The 15,836-nt window shown below is 65.6% G+C and carries 16 protein-coding genes and 1 pseudogene; 3 read left to right on the top strand and 14 right to left on the bottom strand.

What is annotated here, in order from left to right:
- Both J7I92_RS15805 and J7I92_RS15800 read right to left on the bottom strand, forming a co-directional pair.
- A pseudogene (locus tag J7I92_RS15805) lies at positions 1-395 on the bottom strand (IS21 family transposase); the annotation flags it as partial.
- Between the two features lie 1,407 nt (positions 396-1,802).
- Positions 1,803-2,447, bottom strand: a complete 645-nt coding sequence (locus tag J7I92_RS15800) for a DedA family protein (RefSeq protein ID WP_311380392.1) — start codon at positions 2,445-2,447, stop codon at positions 1,803-1,805.
- Positions 2,448-2,639: 192 nt separating this feature from the next.
- On the opposite strand from J7I92_RS15800, the gene J7I92_RS15795 reads away from it, so the two are divergent.
- Positions 2,640-3,428: an alpha/beta fold hydrolase gene (locus tag J7I92_RS15795; protein ID WP_214842010.1), complete on the top strand. Its 789-nt coding sequence runs from the start codon at positions 2,640-2,642 to the stop codon at positions 3,426-3,428.
- Between the two features lie 43 nt (positions 3,429-3,471).
- Here the strand turns inward: J7I92_RS15795 and J7I92_RS24665 are convergent, their stop codons facing one another.
- Positions 3,472-3,726 (bottom strand): hypothetical protein, encoded by a 255-nt coding sequence (locus J7I92_RS24665; RefSeq protein WP_396020400.1) that lies wholly within the window; start codon positions 3,724-3,726, stop codon positions 3,472-3,474.
- 140 nt (positions 3,727-3,866) lie between these two features.
- On the opposite strand from J7I92_RS24665, the gene J7I92_RS15785 reads away from it, so the two are divergent.
- Positions 3,867-4,697 carry an oxidoreductase gene (locus J7I92_RS15785; protein ID WP_214842009.1) on the top strand — a complete coding sequence of 277 codons (831 nt, stop codon included), beginning with the start codon at positions 3,867-3,869 and terminating at the stop codon, positions 4,695-4,697.
- Positions 4,698-4,835: 138 nt separating this feature from the next.
- On the opposite strand, the gene efeB is transcribed toward J7I92_RS15785, so the two are convergent.
- The 9 genes from efeB to J7I92_RS15740 all read right to left on the bottom strand — a co-directional run bounded on the left by efeB (position 4,836) and on the right by J7I92_RS15740 (position 13,970).
- Entirely contained in the window at positions 4,836-6,236 is a 1,401-nt protein-coding gene (gene efeB, locus J7I92_RS15780) for an iron uptake transporter deferrochelatase/peroxidase subunit (protein WP_214842006.1), read from the bottom strand.
- Positions 6,233-7,468, bottom strand: coding sequence for an iron uptake system protein EfeO (gene efeO / locus J7I92_RS15775; protein WP_251040005.1), 1,236 nt, complete (start codon positions 7,466-7,468; stop codon positions 6,233-6,235). Before efeO ends, efeB begins: the two co-directional genes overlap by 4 nt.
- 31 nt (positions 7,469-7,499) lie before the next feature.
- Complete coding sequence (gene efeU / locus J7I92_RS15770; RefSeq protein WP_214842002.1) at positions 7,500-8,354, bottom strand: iron uptake transporter permease EfeU; 855 nt, start codon at positions 8,352-8,354, stop codon at positions 7,500-7,502.
- Positions 8,355-8,487: 133 nt separating this feature from the next.
- On the bottom strand, positions 8,488-9,492 hold the full coding sequence (locus J7I92_RS15765) for a LacI family DNA-binding transcriptional regulator (RefSeq protein ID WP_214841999.1): 1,005 nt from the start codon (positions 9,490-9,492) through the stop codon (positions 8,488-8,490).
- 89 nt (positions 9,493-9,581) lie between these two features.
- Positions 9,582-10,304, bottom strand: a complete 723-nt coding sequence (locus J7I92_RS15760) for an SDR family NAD(P)-dependent oxidoreductase (RefSeq protein ID WP_251040004.1) — start codon at positions 10,302-10,304, stop codon at positions 9,582-9,584.
- A 116-nt stretch (positions 10,305-10,420) separates the two neighbouring features.
- Positions 10,421-11,944, bottom strand: a complete 1,524-nt coding sequence (locus tag J7I92_RS15755; RefSeq protein ID WP_214841996.1) for an alpha-N-arabinofuranosidase — start codon at positions 11,942-11,944, stop codon at positions 10,421-10,423.
- A gap of 165 nt (positions 11,945-12,109) precedes the next feature.
- Positions 12,110-13,123, bottom strand: a complete 1,014-nt coding sequence (locus tag J7I92_RS15750) for a pirin family protein (protein ID WP_214841993.1) — start codon at positions 13,121-13,123, stop codon at positions 12,110-12,112.
- 158 nt (positions 13,124-13,281) lie between these two features.
- Positions 13,282-13,602 carry a hypothetical protein gene (locus J7I92_RS15745; protein WP_214841990.1) on the bottom strand — a complete coding sequence of 107 codons (321 nt, stop codon included), beginning with the start codon at positions 13,600-13,602 and terminating at the stop codon, positions 13,282-13,284.
- A gap of 110 nt (positions 13,603-13,712) precedes the next feature.
- Positions 13,713-13,970, bottom strand: a complete 258-nt coding sequence (locus tag J7I92_RS15740; protein ID WP_214841986.1) for a hypothetical protein — start codon at positions 13,968-13,970, stop codon at positions 13,713-13,715.
- Positions 13,971-14,249: 279 nt separating this feature from the next.
- On the opposite strand from J7I92_RS15740, the gene J7I92_RS15735 reads away from it, so the two are divergent.
- Positions 14,250-14,735 (top strand): NUDIX domain-containing protein, encoded by a 486-nt coding sequence (locus tag J7I92_RS15735; RefSeq protein ID WP_214841983.1) that lies wholly within the window; start codon positions 14,250-14,252, stop codon positions 14,733-14,735.
- On the opposite strand, the gene J7I92_RS15730 is transcribed toward J7I92_RS15735, so the two are convergent.
- Both J7I92_RS15730 and J7I92_RS15725 read right to left on the bottom strand, forming a co-directional pair.
- Positions 14,732-15,547 (bottom strand): nucleotidyltransferase domain-containing protein, encoded by an 816-nt coding sequence (locus J7I92_RS15730; RefSeq protein WP_214841981.1) that lies wholly within the window; start codon positions 15,545-15,547, stop codon positions 14,732-14,734. The two genes, J7I92_RS15735 and J7I92_RS15730, sit on opposite strands and share 4 nt — an antisense overlap.
- 41 nt (positions 15,548-15,588) lie before the next feature.
- Positions 15,589-15,816, bottom strand: a complete 228-nt coding sequence (locus J7I92_RS15725; RefSeq protein ID WP_214841978.1) for a hypothetical protein — start codon at positions 15,814-15,816, stop codon at positions 15,589-15,591.
- Positions 15,817-15,836 lie beyond the last annotated feature (20 nt).

Below are 15,836 nucleotides of genomic sequence, written 5' to 3'. Positions count from 1 at the left end.
TCGCCGAAGTCGTACTGCAGCCCCATCCCCGGCTCAGTGATCCACGGCCGGTGGACACGTGTGTGGCCCAGCCGCCACGCGGCCTTAACCTGAGCGACAGCGCGGCGGGTGGACCGCTCGGAACCCTCATAGCCCAGGGCGAGGAGCTTCTCGTGGGCTTTGTCGGCGCGGATCCGGCCTTTGGACGCCTCGATCCATTCCTCGATCTTGGGCAGATAGGCGTCGGTGACCCGGTCCCGCGCCGCGGGCTCTGCGATGGGCCGGCCAACGTCGCGGGCAGCGATATGCCTGGCAACAGTGTGGTGGGAGCAGCCCGTGAGCTCCGCGGTGGCGCGCAACGATCCGGTCAGATCGTAGGCAGCAAGAATTTCCATGATTTCTCCGTCATGCTTCATACAGGGCCTCTTCCTGGGCGACTTTGGTGCGACTAGACACCGTCATCAAATCCCGGGGAGAGGCCCCCGCCGCTTAAGACGCGGCAGGTTCAGTAAGGAAGTGGGCAGATCTCATGGCCACCAATGGGCAGTTTTACTGGCCGTCAGTGGGCAGTTTTACTGGCCGTCAGTGGGCATTTTCGTGGCCGCCTATGGGCAGTTTTTCATGGCCGCTAACACCGGGGCGACACAGATCCAACACCTAGGATTCCAAGTTCCTGCAGATACTTGTCACTACCCCCGTGTGTGCGGGATGATCCCAAAATCGTGAACTGAACCTGTCCCGCTTACGCCTCCTTCGTCCCACTCCCACCATTACTGGGATTGGACTTTGCATCTGCAAAAGGATGTTCATCTCCGACGGCCTATCCTGGCTTTACAGCCCTAATGCCGCACCCTCCAACACGAGCCCAGGAGTCCCAAGTGCCCGCCTCTAAGCTCAATGACCTCCTGGCCAGCCAGATAGGCAACGAGTTCGCGGCTTCCCAGCAATACATCGCCCTTGAAGATCTCCATTCCCGGAGTGGAAGCAGTACGCAACGACTTCAACACAGTGGAGGACTCATCGACCCTCGCCCTCGCCCAAGAACAACAGGTTACGTCGGACGGGCCACCAGAAGGGCAGCTACCGGTGAACACGCACCAAGCAGTGGATGGTGGCGACCTGACGAAGACTCGCTATCGTTGCGGTACGTGCAGGAGGGGAAATCATCCCCCCTTGGCCGGTGCACGCACCCGTTGGACTCTCGTCAATGAGCTGTCACCATCACGGCACATACACCAACAGCGAATTTTTCCGTACAGGGCATGACGCAACTCGGGACCGGCCAATGAGGTGAGGTCTAACGCGGCCTCTTACGTCACCTCGTGGAGGTCTGCACACCCGGTGCACCGATCATGTTCGTCTGGTTAAGGCACACCCCAACCTGACGTCAGGCAGCCCGCCTTATTGCGTCAGGATAGGGCCCGAAGCGCAATTACCTTACTGCTGTGATAGACAGTCCCAAAGTCCAACCTGACAACAACGGGCTTGAGCCCCTTTTCAGCGGACAGCGTACGTTACATCAAGTAACCACACTGAGAGTGGTTGTAACGCTGTAATTAATCGCCACTGTCAGCGGCTTTTCCAATCACAAAAACTTATGCGGCATGATATAGATCATGGATTGGGCGACAGTGGGTCCGACTGGACGGATTCGGCGGAGAGCGCGGAAAACCCTTACGACGCCGGGGGCCTCGGCCCGCCGCTACCTGTGGATCCCTTCCCTGAATGGGCACTCTTTACAGCCGCCTAGGATCACCCCCAAGGACCCGGGGCACTGAATGAGCCTGCCTTGGATCACACGGTCCTACCCGGAGAGAACGGAGCTAGTACTTCTTGTCGGCAGCGGCCGCGTGCCGGTGCCGGCGGATCCGCCAGATGACCAGAACGCCCGCCGCCACTGAGGCAACAACGACGGCGGCGGTGGTTCCGGCCGTGCGGGCAACCTCGTCATAAACGTTGCCGGCGAGGAAGCCCAGGGTGACGAAAAGGCTCCCCCACAGCACTCCGCCCGTGATGTTCCAGAGGGCGAAGCGCCGGTAAGGCATTCCACTGAGCCCTGCCAGGGCAGGCATCACGGCGCGGAAGAACGCGGTGAACCGGCCAAGGAAGACGGCCGGGCCGCCCCGTCTCTTGAGAAAGTCCTGGGCCTTCTCCAGTTGCGGGCGCTTCCGGTCAAAGATCTTGTGCGAGATCAGCCGCGGTCCCAGATGCTTGCCGATTTCGTAGCCCACGGTGTCACCCAGGATCGCCGCAGAAACCACGACGGCGATCATCGCCGCCAGGGGAAGCCCTTCCTTCCCGGCCACCACGCCGCCCACAACGGCCGCTGTTTCGCCCGGAATGACGAATCCGACGAACAGCGCGTCCTCGGCGAACACCAAAGCGAACACGACACAGGCCACCAGTAGCGGGCTGGCGTGGAGGAGTCCGTCGAAGAAGGCTTGCATCAGGATCAGTGTGGCCTGCAATGCCCCCGCGGTAAACCTTGCCCGTGCTTTCACCCTTGCTGCATTAGCGACTTTTACCCTTGCTGTATCCGAGTTGCTTCCCGCGCTCAGAGTTCTGGGGACGGCCGCGCGAGCAATATAGTTTTGACGATACGCCGCTGCGGCGGGGCTTCGGTCGCGGGTCACCCGGCAGTGGAATGAAGTGAGGTACCTATGAAAACTGCCTTGGCCGAAGACGGCGCCGAGTTGGCATGGACTGAGGAAGGCGACGGTGAGCCGTTGCTTTTGATTGCCGGGCAAGCCACCGCAATGTCCGGCTGGGGCCCGACTGCGCAGGCCCTGGCACGGCACTTCCGCGTCATTCGCTTTGACCATCGCGGGATCGGAGGCAGCGGCAAGGGCTACTCCGGGAGGTATTCAACGCGATTCTTTGCAGCCGATGCGGTCTCGGTGCTCCGAGCCGCAGGCGTTGCCGCCGCACACGTCTATGGCCACTCCATGGGAGGAAGAGTAGCCCAGTGGATGGCAATCGATTATCCGGACCAAGTGCGCTCCATAGTCCTCGCGGCCACCAGCGGCGGGAAAGGCACCGGGGTTCCGGCCGATGCTGCGGCCGTTGCTGCCCTCATCAGCGGCGACTTCAACCGAATGCTACCGCTCTTTTTTGACCCGGAATGGTCCGCGTTGCATGCCGACGACGCACGCACCTTCTTCAGTTCCCCGGCCTCATCATGGGCCAAGTCGCGGCACTTCAAGGCAAGCAGCGACCACGACGCCTGGAATGAGCTCGACGCCATTCACGCCTCGACGCTGATCCTTCACGGTGCGGATGACGCCCTGGCGCCTCTGGAGAACGCCGTGTTGTTGCACCGGCATATACGCCTTTCCACTTTGATCAGGGTGCCCGGCGCACGGCACGGGCTGCATCTGGATCATCCGGAAACTGTGGAATGGATCCGGCAATTCATCTCCGCGAGGGGGAGCGCCACACCGCGATCATGAGCGTGCATGACGCCGGACAATGCGGTAAGTCGCCTGCTGACAGTCAGTTTTGCTGGTCACCAAGGGGAGTTGTTGCCCGCGCCGGAAGTGCCGCGGATGCAGCGGCAGGTGCAGGTCCGGCGTCGGCCGCCGTCCAGCTCGTCCACTTCGGTGCAGGACCGGCCGCCCCCGCAAGGTCGATCAGGTGTGTGTGCTCCGGCTCGTCAAGCTGCAGAGCCCTGGCGACGGCGTCCAGCACGCTCCCGGAGGCGCCGGGCGAGGAACTCGCGGACCGCTTTCCGGTTATCCCTATCCCCACCCTAGAAGCCTCCGGCCGCCAGCGGGAGGCACTGCGAGTACCTGTATCGCCAGCCCCTCCCGGAACCCGGGAATGCACGCTTGACTGGAATCAGTCGCCGAAATCCACCCGGATGCACGGCATCATCGAAAGGAACGCCAATGGCCACCTGGCTCATCACAGGCTGCTCGACCGGACTCGGCCGGGCACTCGCCCAGACAGTGCTCGCACACGGTCACAACGCCGTCGTCACCGCCCGGAATGTTGCCGCGGTGGAGGATATAGCGGCTGCTTTCCCGGGCACCGCGCTGGCCCTCCCCCTCGATGTCACCGACAAGGACCAAATCACCGCGGCGGTGGATAAGGCACGGGCCAGATTCGGCGGCATCGACGTGCTCGTGAACAACGCCGGCTACGGCTACCGTGCCGCTGTGGAAGAAGCCGACGACGCCGATATCCGCCAACTGTTCGACACGAACGTTTTCGGCGCCGTCGACATGATCAAGGCAGTCCTGCCGGACATGCGGGCCAAGAGGGCCGGGTCGATCCTGAACATCTCCTCCATCGGCGCACGCATCTCGCCGGCAGGCTCCGGCTACTACTCCGCCACCAAAGCCGCCCTCGAAGGGCTTTCCGGGTCACTCCACAAGGAACTCCAGCCGCTGGGCATCAACGTCACTGTCATTGAGCCCGGTGCATTCCGCACCGACTTCGCCGGCCGCTCGCTCACCCAGTCAACGACGGCGATCGCAGACTACGCGGAAACTGCCGGGAAGCGCCGCAAGGAGAACGACACCGTCCACGGTACCCAGCCGGGCGACCCGGACAAGGCCGCCGCGGCGATCATCGCCGTCGTCGAGTCCCCGAAGCCGCCTGCCCTGCTGGTCCTCGGCAAGGATGCGTACGGCGCCTTCACCGCCGTCGCCGATGCGCAGCGCGCGGAACTGGACCAATGGCGCGGGCTCAGCCTCAGCACCGGCATTGACGACTAATCCAGCATGAGCGGCGAGCGCATGCTCCGGAGGGAACCCGGCCATCCAGCGTCTACATCTGGATGTCGGCGAGCTCGGCCATCTGTTCCGCGGACTGATCCTGCCTGTCAGCCAGGCGGCAGCCATGCGGAACGAGTGTCAGCTGAACAGCCCTTCGCCGACGAAGCCGCCGGGCCTGATGCCCGGCGGTACTGCAGCCAGGGCGGATCCGGTGTGCTTGAGGTACTCAACCGCCAGGGTGTCTTTCCTGGCCATGGTCATCTGCATGGGCACGTAGTGGGTGCGGGGGTCCGTGACGAAGGCAATGAAGAACAGGCCGGCGTCGAGGTGCCCCAGGCCGTCCGAGCCATCGGTGAAGTTGTACCCGCGACGCAGCATCCGGACCCCGCCGTTCTGGTCGGCGTGTGCCAGCCGCACGTGGGAGTCCATCCCCATCAGAGGTTCGCCGTCCTTGCCCTTGATGTTGAAGTCCGGCGCGCTGAATTCCTTGCCGCCGGACAGCGGCGCGCCCTCGGCCTTGGTCCGTCCGATCAGGCCTTCCTGCTCACCCAGTGACGTCCGGTCCCAAATCTCGATGTGCATCTGGATCCGGCGGGCCACAAGGTAACTGCCGCCCTGCATCCATGCCTCGCCGGGGCGGGTGCCTGCACCAGCCCAGACATGCTCGTCCAGCAGGCCGGTGTCTTCGGCCTTGAGGTTGTTGGTGCCGTCCTTGAAACCGAACAGGTTGCGGGGCGTCTGCTGCGCCCGTGATGTCGAGGCCGTACGTCCGAAGCCCAGCTGGGACCAGCGGACGCGGACCTTCCCGAAGCCCAGCCGGGCCAGGTTGCGGATGGCGTGCACCGCCACCTGCGGATCGTCCGCGCAGGCCTGGACGATGATGTCCCCGCCGCTGCGGCCGGGCTGCAGGTCATCGCCGGGAAAATGCGGCAGGTCGATCAGGGCATCGGGGCGTCGGCCTTCCAGCCCGAACCGGGCCTTCCCGTCCTTTTCGAAGAGGCCGGCGCCAAAGCCGAACGTCACCGTGAGCTTGCCTGCGCTGAGGCCCATGGCCTCGCCCGTGTCCTCGGGCGGGGCGTCATACGAGCCCCCGGCCGCGCCGGTCTCACCCGTTTCCCTGCCCTGGGTCATGGCCTCCGCCGCGGCGGTCCAGACCCTGAGGAGCCGGATCAGCTCGTCCCGGTCCTCGATGGTGACGTCGAAGGCGGCCATGTGCAGGCGGTCCTGCGCCGCCGTCGTAATTCCGGCCTGACGGTCCCCGTAAAAGGGGACGGTGTCGCTGGACGCCGCCACCGCGGCGGGTGTTGCGGCGAACACGGCGTCGCGTCCCAGCAGGCCGGCGGCGAGCCCGGCCAGGGCGCCGGCACCGCCGACTCCGGCGAAGGAGAGGAGTCCGCGGCGCGACACTCCGCGCCGACTGGCCGTTGCATCAGCCGTGCCCCCGTGAACGGCCCCGTCAGCTGGTGCGGCGGCACCGGGGTTGGCCGGGGACGTGTCGCGCTGGCCGCCGTCCTCGCCGCCGAAGGGGCAGCCGGTCACAGCACGACTGCCGCGGTGAGGTTGGACAGCGGCTCGCCGAGCGAGTCCACCAGGGAGGCGAGGCGCTGGACCTGCTCCGGGGTCAGTTCGTTGTAGTAGGCAAAGCCGTCACCCTTGGCGTGGGTCTTCAGCTCGGCCTGCAGCGCGGCAAATTTGGTGTCCAGGCTCTTGGCGAGCTCCGGGTCCTTCTGCTTCAGCACGGGCTTGAGGTTTTCGAAGGCGATCCGGGCGCCGTCCACGTTGGCCTGGAAGTCCCACAGGTCGGTGTGGGACCAGATTTCCTCTTCGCCGGTCACCTTGCCGGTAGCCACCTCGTCCAGCAGTTCCTTGGCGCCGTTGCCCAGCTTGTCCGCGGTGAGCTCCACCGTCCGGGTGCGCTTGGCCAGTTCCTCCGTGTCGGCAACCAGCTGGTCGGCAAGCTTCTGACGCTCAGCGGCGGCCAGTGCCTGGAAACCTGCCGGCGGGAACAGGTCCTTTTCGGCGCGGTGCCAGCCGGTCCACTCCTCGCCCTCGGCCAGGTCAGCTTCGCGGGCGTCCAGTTTGGGGTCGAGGTCGCCGAAGGACTCGGCAACGGGTTCGATCCGCTCCCAGTGCATGCGCGTTGAGGCGTAGAGCTCCTTGGCGGCGGCCGTGTCACCGGCAGCGTAGGCCTTGGCGAATTCCTTGGTTCCGGCCAGCAGCTGTTCGGTCTGGTCCTTCACGTACGCCACGTACTGGGCCGTACCCTGGTCTGTGAGCGCCTTGAGGTCGCTGTCCACGGCTGGCTGGCTGCCGGATTCGGTCACCTCGAAGGCGGACCGGATCCCGTCACCCACCATGCCGGGCTTGCAGGCGGTGTTGTACTTCCCCGCCGGAACCGTGACCACGAGGTTGCGGGTAAGGCCCGGGCCGATGTTTTCCACCTCGCCCAGGATCCGCAGTCCGTCCTCCGCAAGGAGGTAGAACTCGGTGACCTGGTCGCCGTCGTTCTGGACGGCGAAGGTGAGGTTGCCGCTCTTCGCGGAGGCCACGGACACCTTGCAGGCATCGCTGGTGCTGGTCACCTGGATGGGGCCTGCCGCCCCGGCGGTTCCGGTCGGGGACGACGGCGCCGCGTTGTCCGTGCAGGCGGCCAGGGCCAGCGGAAGGACGGCGACGGCGGCGACTGCGGCCAGGCGGCCGGCACGGCGCCGGCGGCCGGAGGTGCGGGTCGCTGCTGAAAGGTCGGACGTGGGCAGGCTGGGGCTGGGCATGGGGGTGATCCTTTGGGGGTGCGGGGGTGGGTCAGGACGCCGCGACGGCGGTCCGGGCAGCTGGTTCGGGCTGCGGCGCCGGGCACGCGCGGCGGTTGGATCGAAGGTAGAAGAAGAGTACAGCCGGAACGTACAGCAGCCATGCTGCCGCTTCCAGCCAGGTGGTGGCGGGCGAGAAGTTCAGGGTGCCCTTGAGCAATGTTCCGTACCAGGACGACGGCGGGATGGCCGCCGATACGTCGAAGGCGAGGCTGTGGAGACCTGGCAGGATTCCGGCTTCCTGGAAATCGTGGATGGCGTACGCCAGGACACCGCCGGCGATAGCAACCAGCGCGGCGCCGCTCCAGGTGAAGAATGCCCCGAGGTTGATTTTGAGCACTCCGCGGTGGAGCAGGAACCCCAGCAGGACGGCGGTGGCCAGTCCCAGCAGGGCGCCGAAGAGCGGTGTTGCCGACTGTTCCGTGGCCTGCGCGGCAGCCCACAGGAAAAGTGCCGTTTCCAGGCCTTCGCGGCCCACGGCAAGGGCGGCAACAACGGCGAGCCCCCAGCCGCCGCCACCTGCCGACCTGTCCACCTGCGAGCGCAGTTCGGTGCCCAGGGTCCGGGCGGTCCGGGCCATCCAGAACACCATCCAGGTCACAAGCCCCACCGCGACGACGGAAAGGCTTCCGCCTATCGCTTCCTGCGCCTCGAAGGTGAGTCCGCGCGGGCCGAAAGTGAGCAGGGCACCGAAGCCCGCGGACACCGCCACGGCGAAGCCGACGCCTGCCCACAGCCGGGGCAGCAGGTGCTGCCTGCCTGTTTTGATGAGATAGGCCATCAGGAGAACGACAACGAGCGTCGCCTCGAGGCCTTCGCGCAGGCCGATCAAATAGTTTGCAGTCATGAACGTGGAGCCTCAAATATCGCAGCCAAGGTTAGGCTTGCCTCATAAGAGGATTCCCCACGCTCACCTAATTCGCAAGCCGAACGTGACCTAATTCGCGAAGATTACGCGGGCCGGTCGATTCCTTCCCTGCTTAGGGCGCCGACTCCCGGACTTTCAGTTCAAATCCCGCCTCCACGTGAAGGCCCTCAGATGAGGCCTCAGCCCCTTCGATCCGGTCAATGAGCAGCTTGACGGACCGCTCCGCGATCTCCTCCATGCCGGGCGACACCGTGGTCAGCGACGGCGACGCGAAGCGGGCCTCGTCGATGTCATCAAAGCCGGCCACCGCGACGTCGCCGGGCAATTTGTGGCCGCGGATCAGGAGTTCGTGCATGGCACCCAGTGCAATGGCGTCATTCAGGCCAAAGACGGCGTCGAACTCTGTTCCGTCGTCGAGCAGGCTGCCGACGGCCGACGCTCCTCCGTCGCGGCGCCAGTCGCATTGCACCACCAGGGCGGGATCAAACTCCACGCCGGCAGTTTTCAGCGCCTCCCGGTAGCCGTTCAAACGCAGGCCGGGGCTGTCTGTAGTGTCTTCCGATGCCGCCCCCAGGACGGCAATCCGCCGCCGGCCGCTGGCCAGCAGATGGGCGGTGATCGCCGCCGCGGCTTCGGCGTTCTTCATGGTCACCAGGTCAAACCGCGGATCGGCGATGTGCTCCCCGAGCATCACGACCGGCTTGGTCCCCTGGTGGGCGGCGATGGTTCCGGCGTCGAGGGCCAGCGGGGTGAACAGCAGGCCGTCCGTGAGCTGGCGGAACGGACCTTGCAGCGCGCTGAGTTCGTGCCCCGGTTCGGCCCCCGACTGCTCCACCAGGACGCGGTAGCCGCGGGCCGACGCAAACGTCATCAACCGCGACGCGAGCTCCGCGTAGTACGGGATGGATAGGTCGGACAGCACCAGCCCCAGCATGCGGGTTTTGCCCGAGCGCAGGCTCCGGGCCGTCAGGTTTGCTTCGTACCCCAGCTCGGCGATGGCGTCCAGCACCTTCTGCTTGGTGACGGGCCGGATGAACTCGTAGTCGTTGAGCACATTGGACACGGTCTTCAACGAGACGCCGGCGGCGCGCGCAACGTCGTTCATGGTCACAGCCACAGGTGGTTCCTTTCCCGGCAACACGTACAGCTACATCGTTGCAGACCTGCACCGTTTTTGCCTTTTCGGCGGCTTGGACGGTTGATTGGTCAGAGCGGAGTGCCGGTCTCCTTGGCGAGGGCTTGCAGGAGCCGGTCCTGGAATGCCTGGTCGTTGACTGAATCGTGTGGCTTCCGCAGCCGCCGGTGATACCAATAGCCGCCGCTCGTGAGCGCCTGTGGCTGGTCGCTCGTCGCGAGCCATTCCTGGGTTTGGTGGCCCAGATCCAGATCGTCCGGCGCTCCGGGTCCGCCCATCCTGGTCGGCACCCAGCCGGGGTCCACCGCGTTGCTGACCAGTTCAGGGTGCAGGCGGGCAACGGCGGCAGCGAGCGCGGTGACGAACAGCTTGCTGTCCGCATACGAGCCGGGCGTTTTGCCCAGCCAATCGACCCCGGCGAGCGAAGGGTGCCCCCCGAAATGGGAACCGCTGCTCAGGTACACATGGCGCCGCGGTCCGTGCAGCAACGCGGTGAGGAGGTACGGCGCGATAATGTTCACCGGCATGACCGCCCGCCCGTTCCAGACTCCGGCGTTGTGGATCACCGCGTCCAGCGGGTCCTCGTCGTTCAGCTCCGCGGCGATGCGCCGCACTGCCTCCCGCTCGGTGAAGTCACCCACCACGATGCCCGCGCCGCGGTGGACGAGCGCGTCGAGGCCGGCTGCGCGGTCCTGATTGCGGGCGTGCACCACCACGCCATGCCCGGCCGACAGCAGCGAATCCGCAGCGGCACGTCCCAGGCCGTCCGCGGAACCTGTGACAAGGACTCTCATGATCCGCCTGCCTCTCCAAGATTGCCTGCAGTGCCACTAAGAGCATTAAACGCCCGACGGCGGCACGGGGCCGCCGTCGCACGCTTTGTAGCTATCCGGTTAGTTGACCTGCCAGGTTAGTTGACCGCCAGGCGGATCATGCTCCAGGACACGGCGGGGAGCTCGGCGGTGAGCCGGCGGCCGTCGACCTTTACGCTGACGTTCTCGCCCGGCAGTACCGAGGTCGCATCGTCGGCCGTCGCCTGCCAGTAAGGATCCTTGTTGGCGTAGGTGACAGCCTCGACGACTTTGACGCTGCCCAGGCCCGCCAGGGCGGCGTCGAGCATGAGCGCTTCGGTGGCCGAGCGGTTGACGGCGAAGACCACAGCTTCACCGGCCTCCGCATCAAATGTCGCAACGGCGGACAGCGCGGCGAAGCCCGCGGTCTTGCCGCCGCTGAGCAGCGGGGATTCGACGGCGAGCTGCAGCACGGTTCCTTTGGCATGTTGCGAAGTCAGTGCGAACGGGTGGAAGGTGGTCTGCTTCCAGGACCGGCCGCCGGGCTCCGTCATGATCGGGGCAATGACGTTGACCAGCTGCGCCAGGCTGGCGGAGTGCACGCGGTCGGTGTTGCGGAGCAGGGTGATGAGGAGGTCGCCGACGACGACGGCGTCCGCCACGGTGTAGCAGTCCTCCAGCAGCACGGGGGCCACGGGCCAGTCCTTGCCGGTTGGCGCCTTCGATTCGTCGCGGCTCATGTGCCAGACGTTCCACTCGTCGAAGGAGATGTTGACCTCTTTGGTGGATTTCTTGACCGACTTCACGTGGTCGATGTGCGCCACGATGTCCTGGATGAAAGCCTCCATCCGGTGGCCGGAGGAGAGGTGTTCCTGAAGGTCGCCGAAGTCCTCGAAGTACTGGTGCGCGGAGATCAGGTCCACCAGGTCGTAGGTTTCCGTCAGGACAACCCGCTCCCACTCGCCGAACGTGGGCATGTCCGGGGACGACGACCCGCAGGCCACCAGTTCCAGGTCCGGCTCCACCATCCGCATGGCACGGGCCGTGTCCGCAGCCAGCCTGCCGTACTCTGTGGCGTTCTTGTGGCCGATCTGCCAGAAGCCGTCCATCTCGTTGCCCAGGCACCACATCTTGATCCCGTAGCCGTTCTCGGCCCCGTTGCTCCGGCGCTGATCGGAGAAGGCCGTGCCGCCGTCGATGTTGCAGTACTCCAGCAGGTCCAGTGCCTCCTGGGTTCCGCGGGTGCCCAGGTTCACGGCCATCATTGGTTCGACACCTGCTTTGACGGACCATTTGGCGAATTCGTCCACACCCACGTGGTTGGGGTCGGTGGAGTGCCAGGCCAGGTCAAGGCGGGCGGGCCGCTGCTCCACGGGTCCCACGCCGTCTTCCCAGCGGTAGCCGGAGACGAAGTTGCCGCCTGGGTAGCGGACGGTGGATACGCCAAGTTCGCGGGTGAGTTCCAGGACATCGGTCCGGAAGCCTTCCTCGTCTGCCTTGGGATGGCCGGGTTCATAGATGCCCGTGTACACGCAGCGGCCCAGGTGCTCCACGAAAGCACCGAAGGTGCGGCGGCGGACCGGCCCCACGGCAAAGGCGGGGTCGATGGTGATTTTGGCTGTGGCCTGTTCGGAAGTGCCCACGTAAACGTCCTCGTTTCTGCTTCTTTTACAACGTTATAGAAGACAATTGTTAGCGCTGCACAACGGGACGTCAAGTGGGTGATTGTTCGCACCGACCGCGCGACCAGCGCTGGGGACGCAGCTCAGTCGCCCCGATGACCCGCGGGGGCTGAGCTCAGCCCCTCGTCAGCCGCGGGGGCGCAGCTGGGCGTTGGGAAGGACGGGGGCGGGCAGCGGGTCGGGCTGTCCGTCGGGGAACGGCCCGAACCGTGGATAGGGCGCGCCGTCGGGGTATGGAGTACCGGCAGGAGGCGCCGCCGGTTCGGCGCCGATCTCGGCCTGCCAGGCGGCACGGTAGGCAACGACTTCGTCGTGCGTGCGCCCCACAAAGTTCCACCACATCACGATTTGCTCGCCAAGCGGCTCCCCTCCCAGGATGAGCACGCGGGCCGGCGACTCTCCTGCTTCCAGGACCATCCTTCTGCGGCCTGGCCGGAGGTAATGGAGGTGGTCCACCGCCATGGGGGTGCCGTCGAGCAGCATGCTGCCGGTGTCCAGCAGGATTCCGTGCTCGAAGGACGGATCCAGGTCCAGTTCCAGCCGGCCGCCGGCCCGCAGCACGGCCTCCGCTCCCAGCAGCGGAGGAGTGTACGTGGTCACCGGCGAGGAGGACCCGGCCAGCGATCCGAGGAAGACGCGCAGTTCTGAAGCCTCGCCGCGCACCGGCTCCGGTGCGTAGTGCTCGAAGGTGGGAGCCATGTTCCTGGTCGCGTCGGGCAGGGCGATCCACAGCTGGGCGCCGTGGAGCACTGTTGTCTCCGGGGTGGAGAACTCCTGGTGCGAGATCCCCCTGCCGGCCACCATCAGGTTGACCTCGCCGGGCCGGACCATCGCCTCGAACCCTGCCGAGTCGCGGTGGGCGATCTCGCCGGTGAAGAGCCAACTCACCGTCGCAAGGCCCGTGTGGGGGTGCCGCGCGACGCGCATGCCGCCGGACGCCGGTACGAGGGCCGGGCCGTAGTGGTCCAGGAAGCACCAGGCGCCGATCAGGCTCCGCTGCCGCTGGGGAAGCGTGCGCCGGACCGGCATGGCGCGCGGCCCGCCCAGCGGCACTTCCCGCGGGGCCAGGAATTCGACTCCGGCGGTGCGGTCGCCCTCGGTGCACACGATTTCTTCGGGGGTTGCCTCGAGGTTGCTCATGCCGCTGCTCCGCCGACCATTACGCTCCTTATGTGTGCGGCGCCGGTGTCACGCGTCGCGGCCTGCCGGCACCAGCCCCTGGTGAGGGCTGTCCGGCCGGATAGTCCGATCCTTTCAAGAATGCCGGTTCCGGGCAACGGGCGGGGTAACTGTGATGGTCATTCGGGCAGTTCCATCTGGAAGCCGCATGCGCATCGCAGGACCCGGGTGGAGAGGTAGACATCCAGCGCGTCGTGGTCCGCGGCTTCGGTGGACAGGGGCGCGGACAGCCGGCGGAGTTCGGAGCCGGCCTTTTCCATCGGCTGGCCGCAGTGCATGTAGTGCCCGCCGAATATCAGCACGTCCCCTGTCTGTTCGGGGCGGCCCAGGACTATTGAGAGATCAGCAACCCGGGCAGGATGTTCGCTGAAGCGCCGGCACCGCTGGCAGGTATAAGACGCCAGGAGGATGTCGGCCGGTTGGCCTGGCAGCTCTGTCACGGACCTGATGATGAGATGGCGGTCGGTGCCGCAGCGGTCGCACATTACCGGCATGACGCGTGCCCGTCCTCCGCGGTCTGGGCGGAAGCCGGGATCTCGCAGTGACATGATCAACCGGAGTACGGGTAGCTGGAAAGGATGTAATCTGCCGCGGCCCGTCCCTTCATCCTCAGCCTGCCGCCGTGGATGTTGACCCGGCACAGGCGCATCCCGGCGCGGAAGAACCGCTCCGGCTGGGGCGTCAGTCCCTGGAGCAGACACCAGCTGGTGTACAGGCCGTAGAGGCAATCCGGACCCAGTGGGGTGTCGGTGTCCGGGGCGGGGGAAGTGGCGTCGCGAAGGAACTGCTGGAAATGAGAGGTGGCCATCGTAGGCTCTTTCCTCAGGGTGCAGGACGAGCCGCCATGAGGCTATAGCAGCATTACCTCCGGGCGCGCTGCACAACGCCGGGAGGGGCCCTGCGAAAAAGTTCTAGTAGGCAGGGTTCCTGTATTGACGCTACCCCCTGCCTCCCGGACTGTATATAGGTTTCCCGCCTGATTTTTATCGCAGGAATCCGAACGGGTCCGGCGGACCTTCCGGAAGCCGCAAATCCTGGGGTAGATCCGGGGCGATGATCACGGATAGCCTTGGGACGTGGAGTGCAGATGACCGTTCGAAGCGCAGGAATCCTGCTGTACAGGCGGGGCAGGGGATCGCAGCTGGAGCTGTGGATAGCCCATATGGGCGGACCGTTCTGGGCCGGCAAGGACGCCCGTGCCTGGTCCGTTCCCAAAGGCGAATACCTCGAAGACGAAGACCCGCTGCTGGCAGCGCACCGTGAGTTCGCCGAGGAGATGGGCTCCCCTGCGCCGGCAGCCGACTACTTTCACCTGGGCGCCTTCCTGCAGCCCTCCGGCAAGATCATCACGGTGTTTGCGGCAGAATCGGACTTCCAGCCCGAACGGATCGTGAGCAACACCTTTCCGCTGGAGTGGCCGAAAGGATCCGGCACGGTCCATAACTTCCCGGAGATCGACGACGCCGCCTGGGTGGATGAGGCGGTGGCGCGCACCAAGCTGGTCAAGGGCCAACTCCCCATCCTCGACGAGTTGATCCGGCACCTCGCGGAAGGGAGCGGGCAGGGCGCCTAAAAACGGCCCGGCAAGTGAATCCCGAGTTCCCGTAGCCAGAGTTGCTTCGCCGCTTGCTCGAGTTCCGCCGGCCATACCGCGCTGCATGCGTCTGCTAACCGGCGTGCCCTCGTCAGGTACTCGACGGCGAGCGCCTGCTGGGCTTCCCGGAGGTCGCGCTCAGTGAGCCCGATAGCGGGAAGTCGTTGCAGCGAGTCCTTCTGCTCATCGTTCAGATGCCTGGCGATGCGTTTCTCTCCTGGATCAGTCCGGCTGCCGTTCTCGGCGAGCATGAGCGGAATGAGCAGGCTGTCGCGCATAGCCACCGTTGTGTGTGAAAGTGCGATCCAATCGGCCCGGTGGACTGCAGCCACGGCCTTGCCCATGAAGTGCAGGAAGATTTGGGCCTGTTGCCCGGGGAAAAACGCTCGGCCGGCGGTGCGCCGGGTCTCCGGCATGTCGGAAACTGATGCGGTCCGGTCGAGCAGCACGCGGCGCGGCAGCCTACCCGGCAGCTCGTCCGTTAGTGCGTGAACATTCAGGTCGATGTGAACCCACTCCGGGGTCAGGCAGATGAACGCCCCCGGCAGTCCGGGGATCGCGTCTGCCAGAACCAAAGGAAGCAGCGACGCCAGCCATTCCACGGCGTCGAAGTCCTTCACATCGTCAACGGCGACGTGCAGGTCGATATCGCTCCAATCGTCGGCAAGGCCGCGCGCCAGCGACCCTTGGAGCCAGACGGCTCGAAAGCGCAGGTCACTTCGGCACGCGCCGATGATGTGCCGGAGCGTTGCCCGAAGCCGAACCGGCACGTCTTCCAAGTCCTGAATCATGAGCAGATCCTTTCATCAATCCGCCCAGGACCAGGCGTCGATTACAGGGAGTGGCGGCGCATCAACCGCAGGCGGTGCCGGTGGGGCATGCTGTCGTGCGCCGCAGGAACGGGGCGGATGCGGTGGGCCGTTTTCACGCGGCTCGCCTTGCGCGCCCGCCGCAACGCCCGGCGCTCCTCACGATTGATCCTGGACAGCAGGATGAGGGCGAAGGCGAGCCAAAGGAACGCCGCACAGAACACCAACACGATCGAGGCCAATGGGTCCATGCACCAATTGTAGTGAACGG

It is taken from the genome of Arthrobacter sp. ISL-72, from assembly GCF_018613755.1.
Classification (GTDB): Bacteria; Actinomycetota; Actinomycetes; order Actinomycetales; family Micrococcaceae; genus Arthrobacter.
Note: the sequence above shows the minus strand (reverse complement) of the source record. Positions and strands in the feature narration are given on the sequence as shown.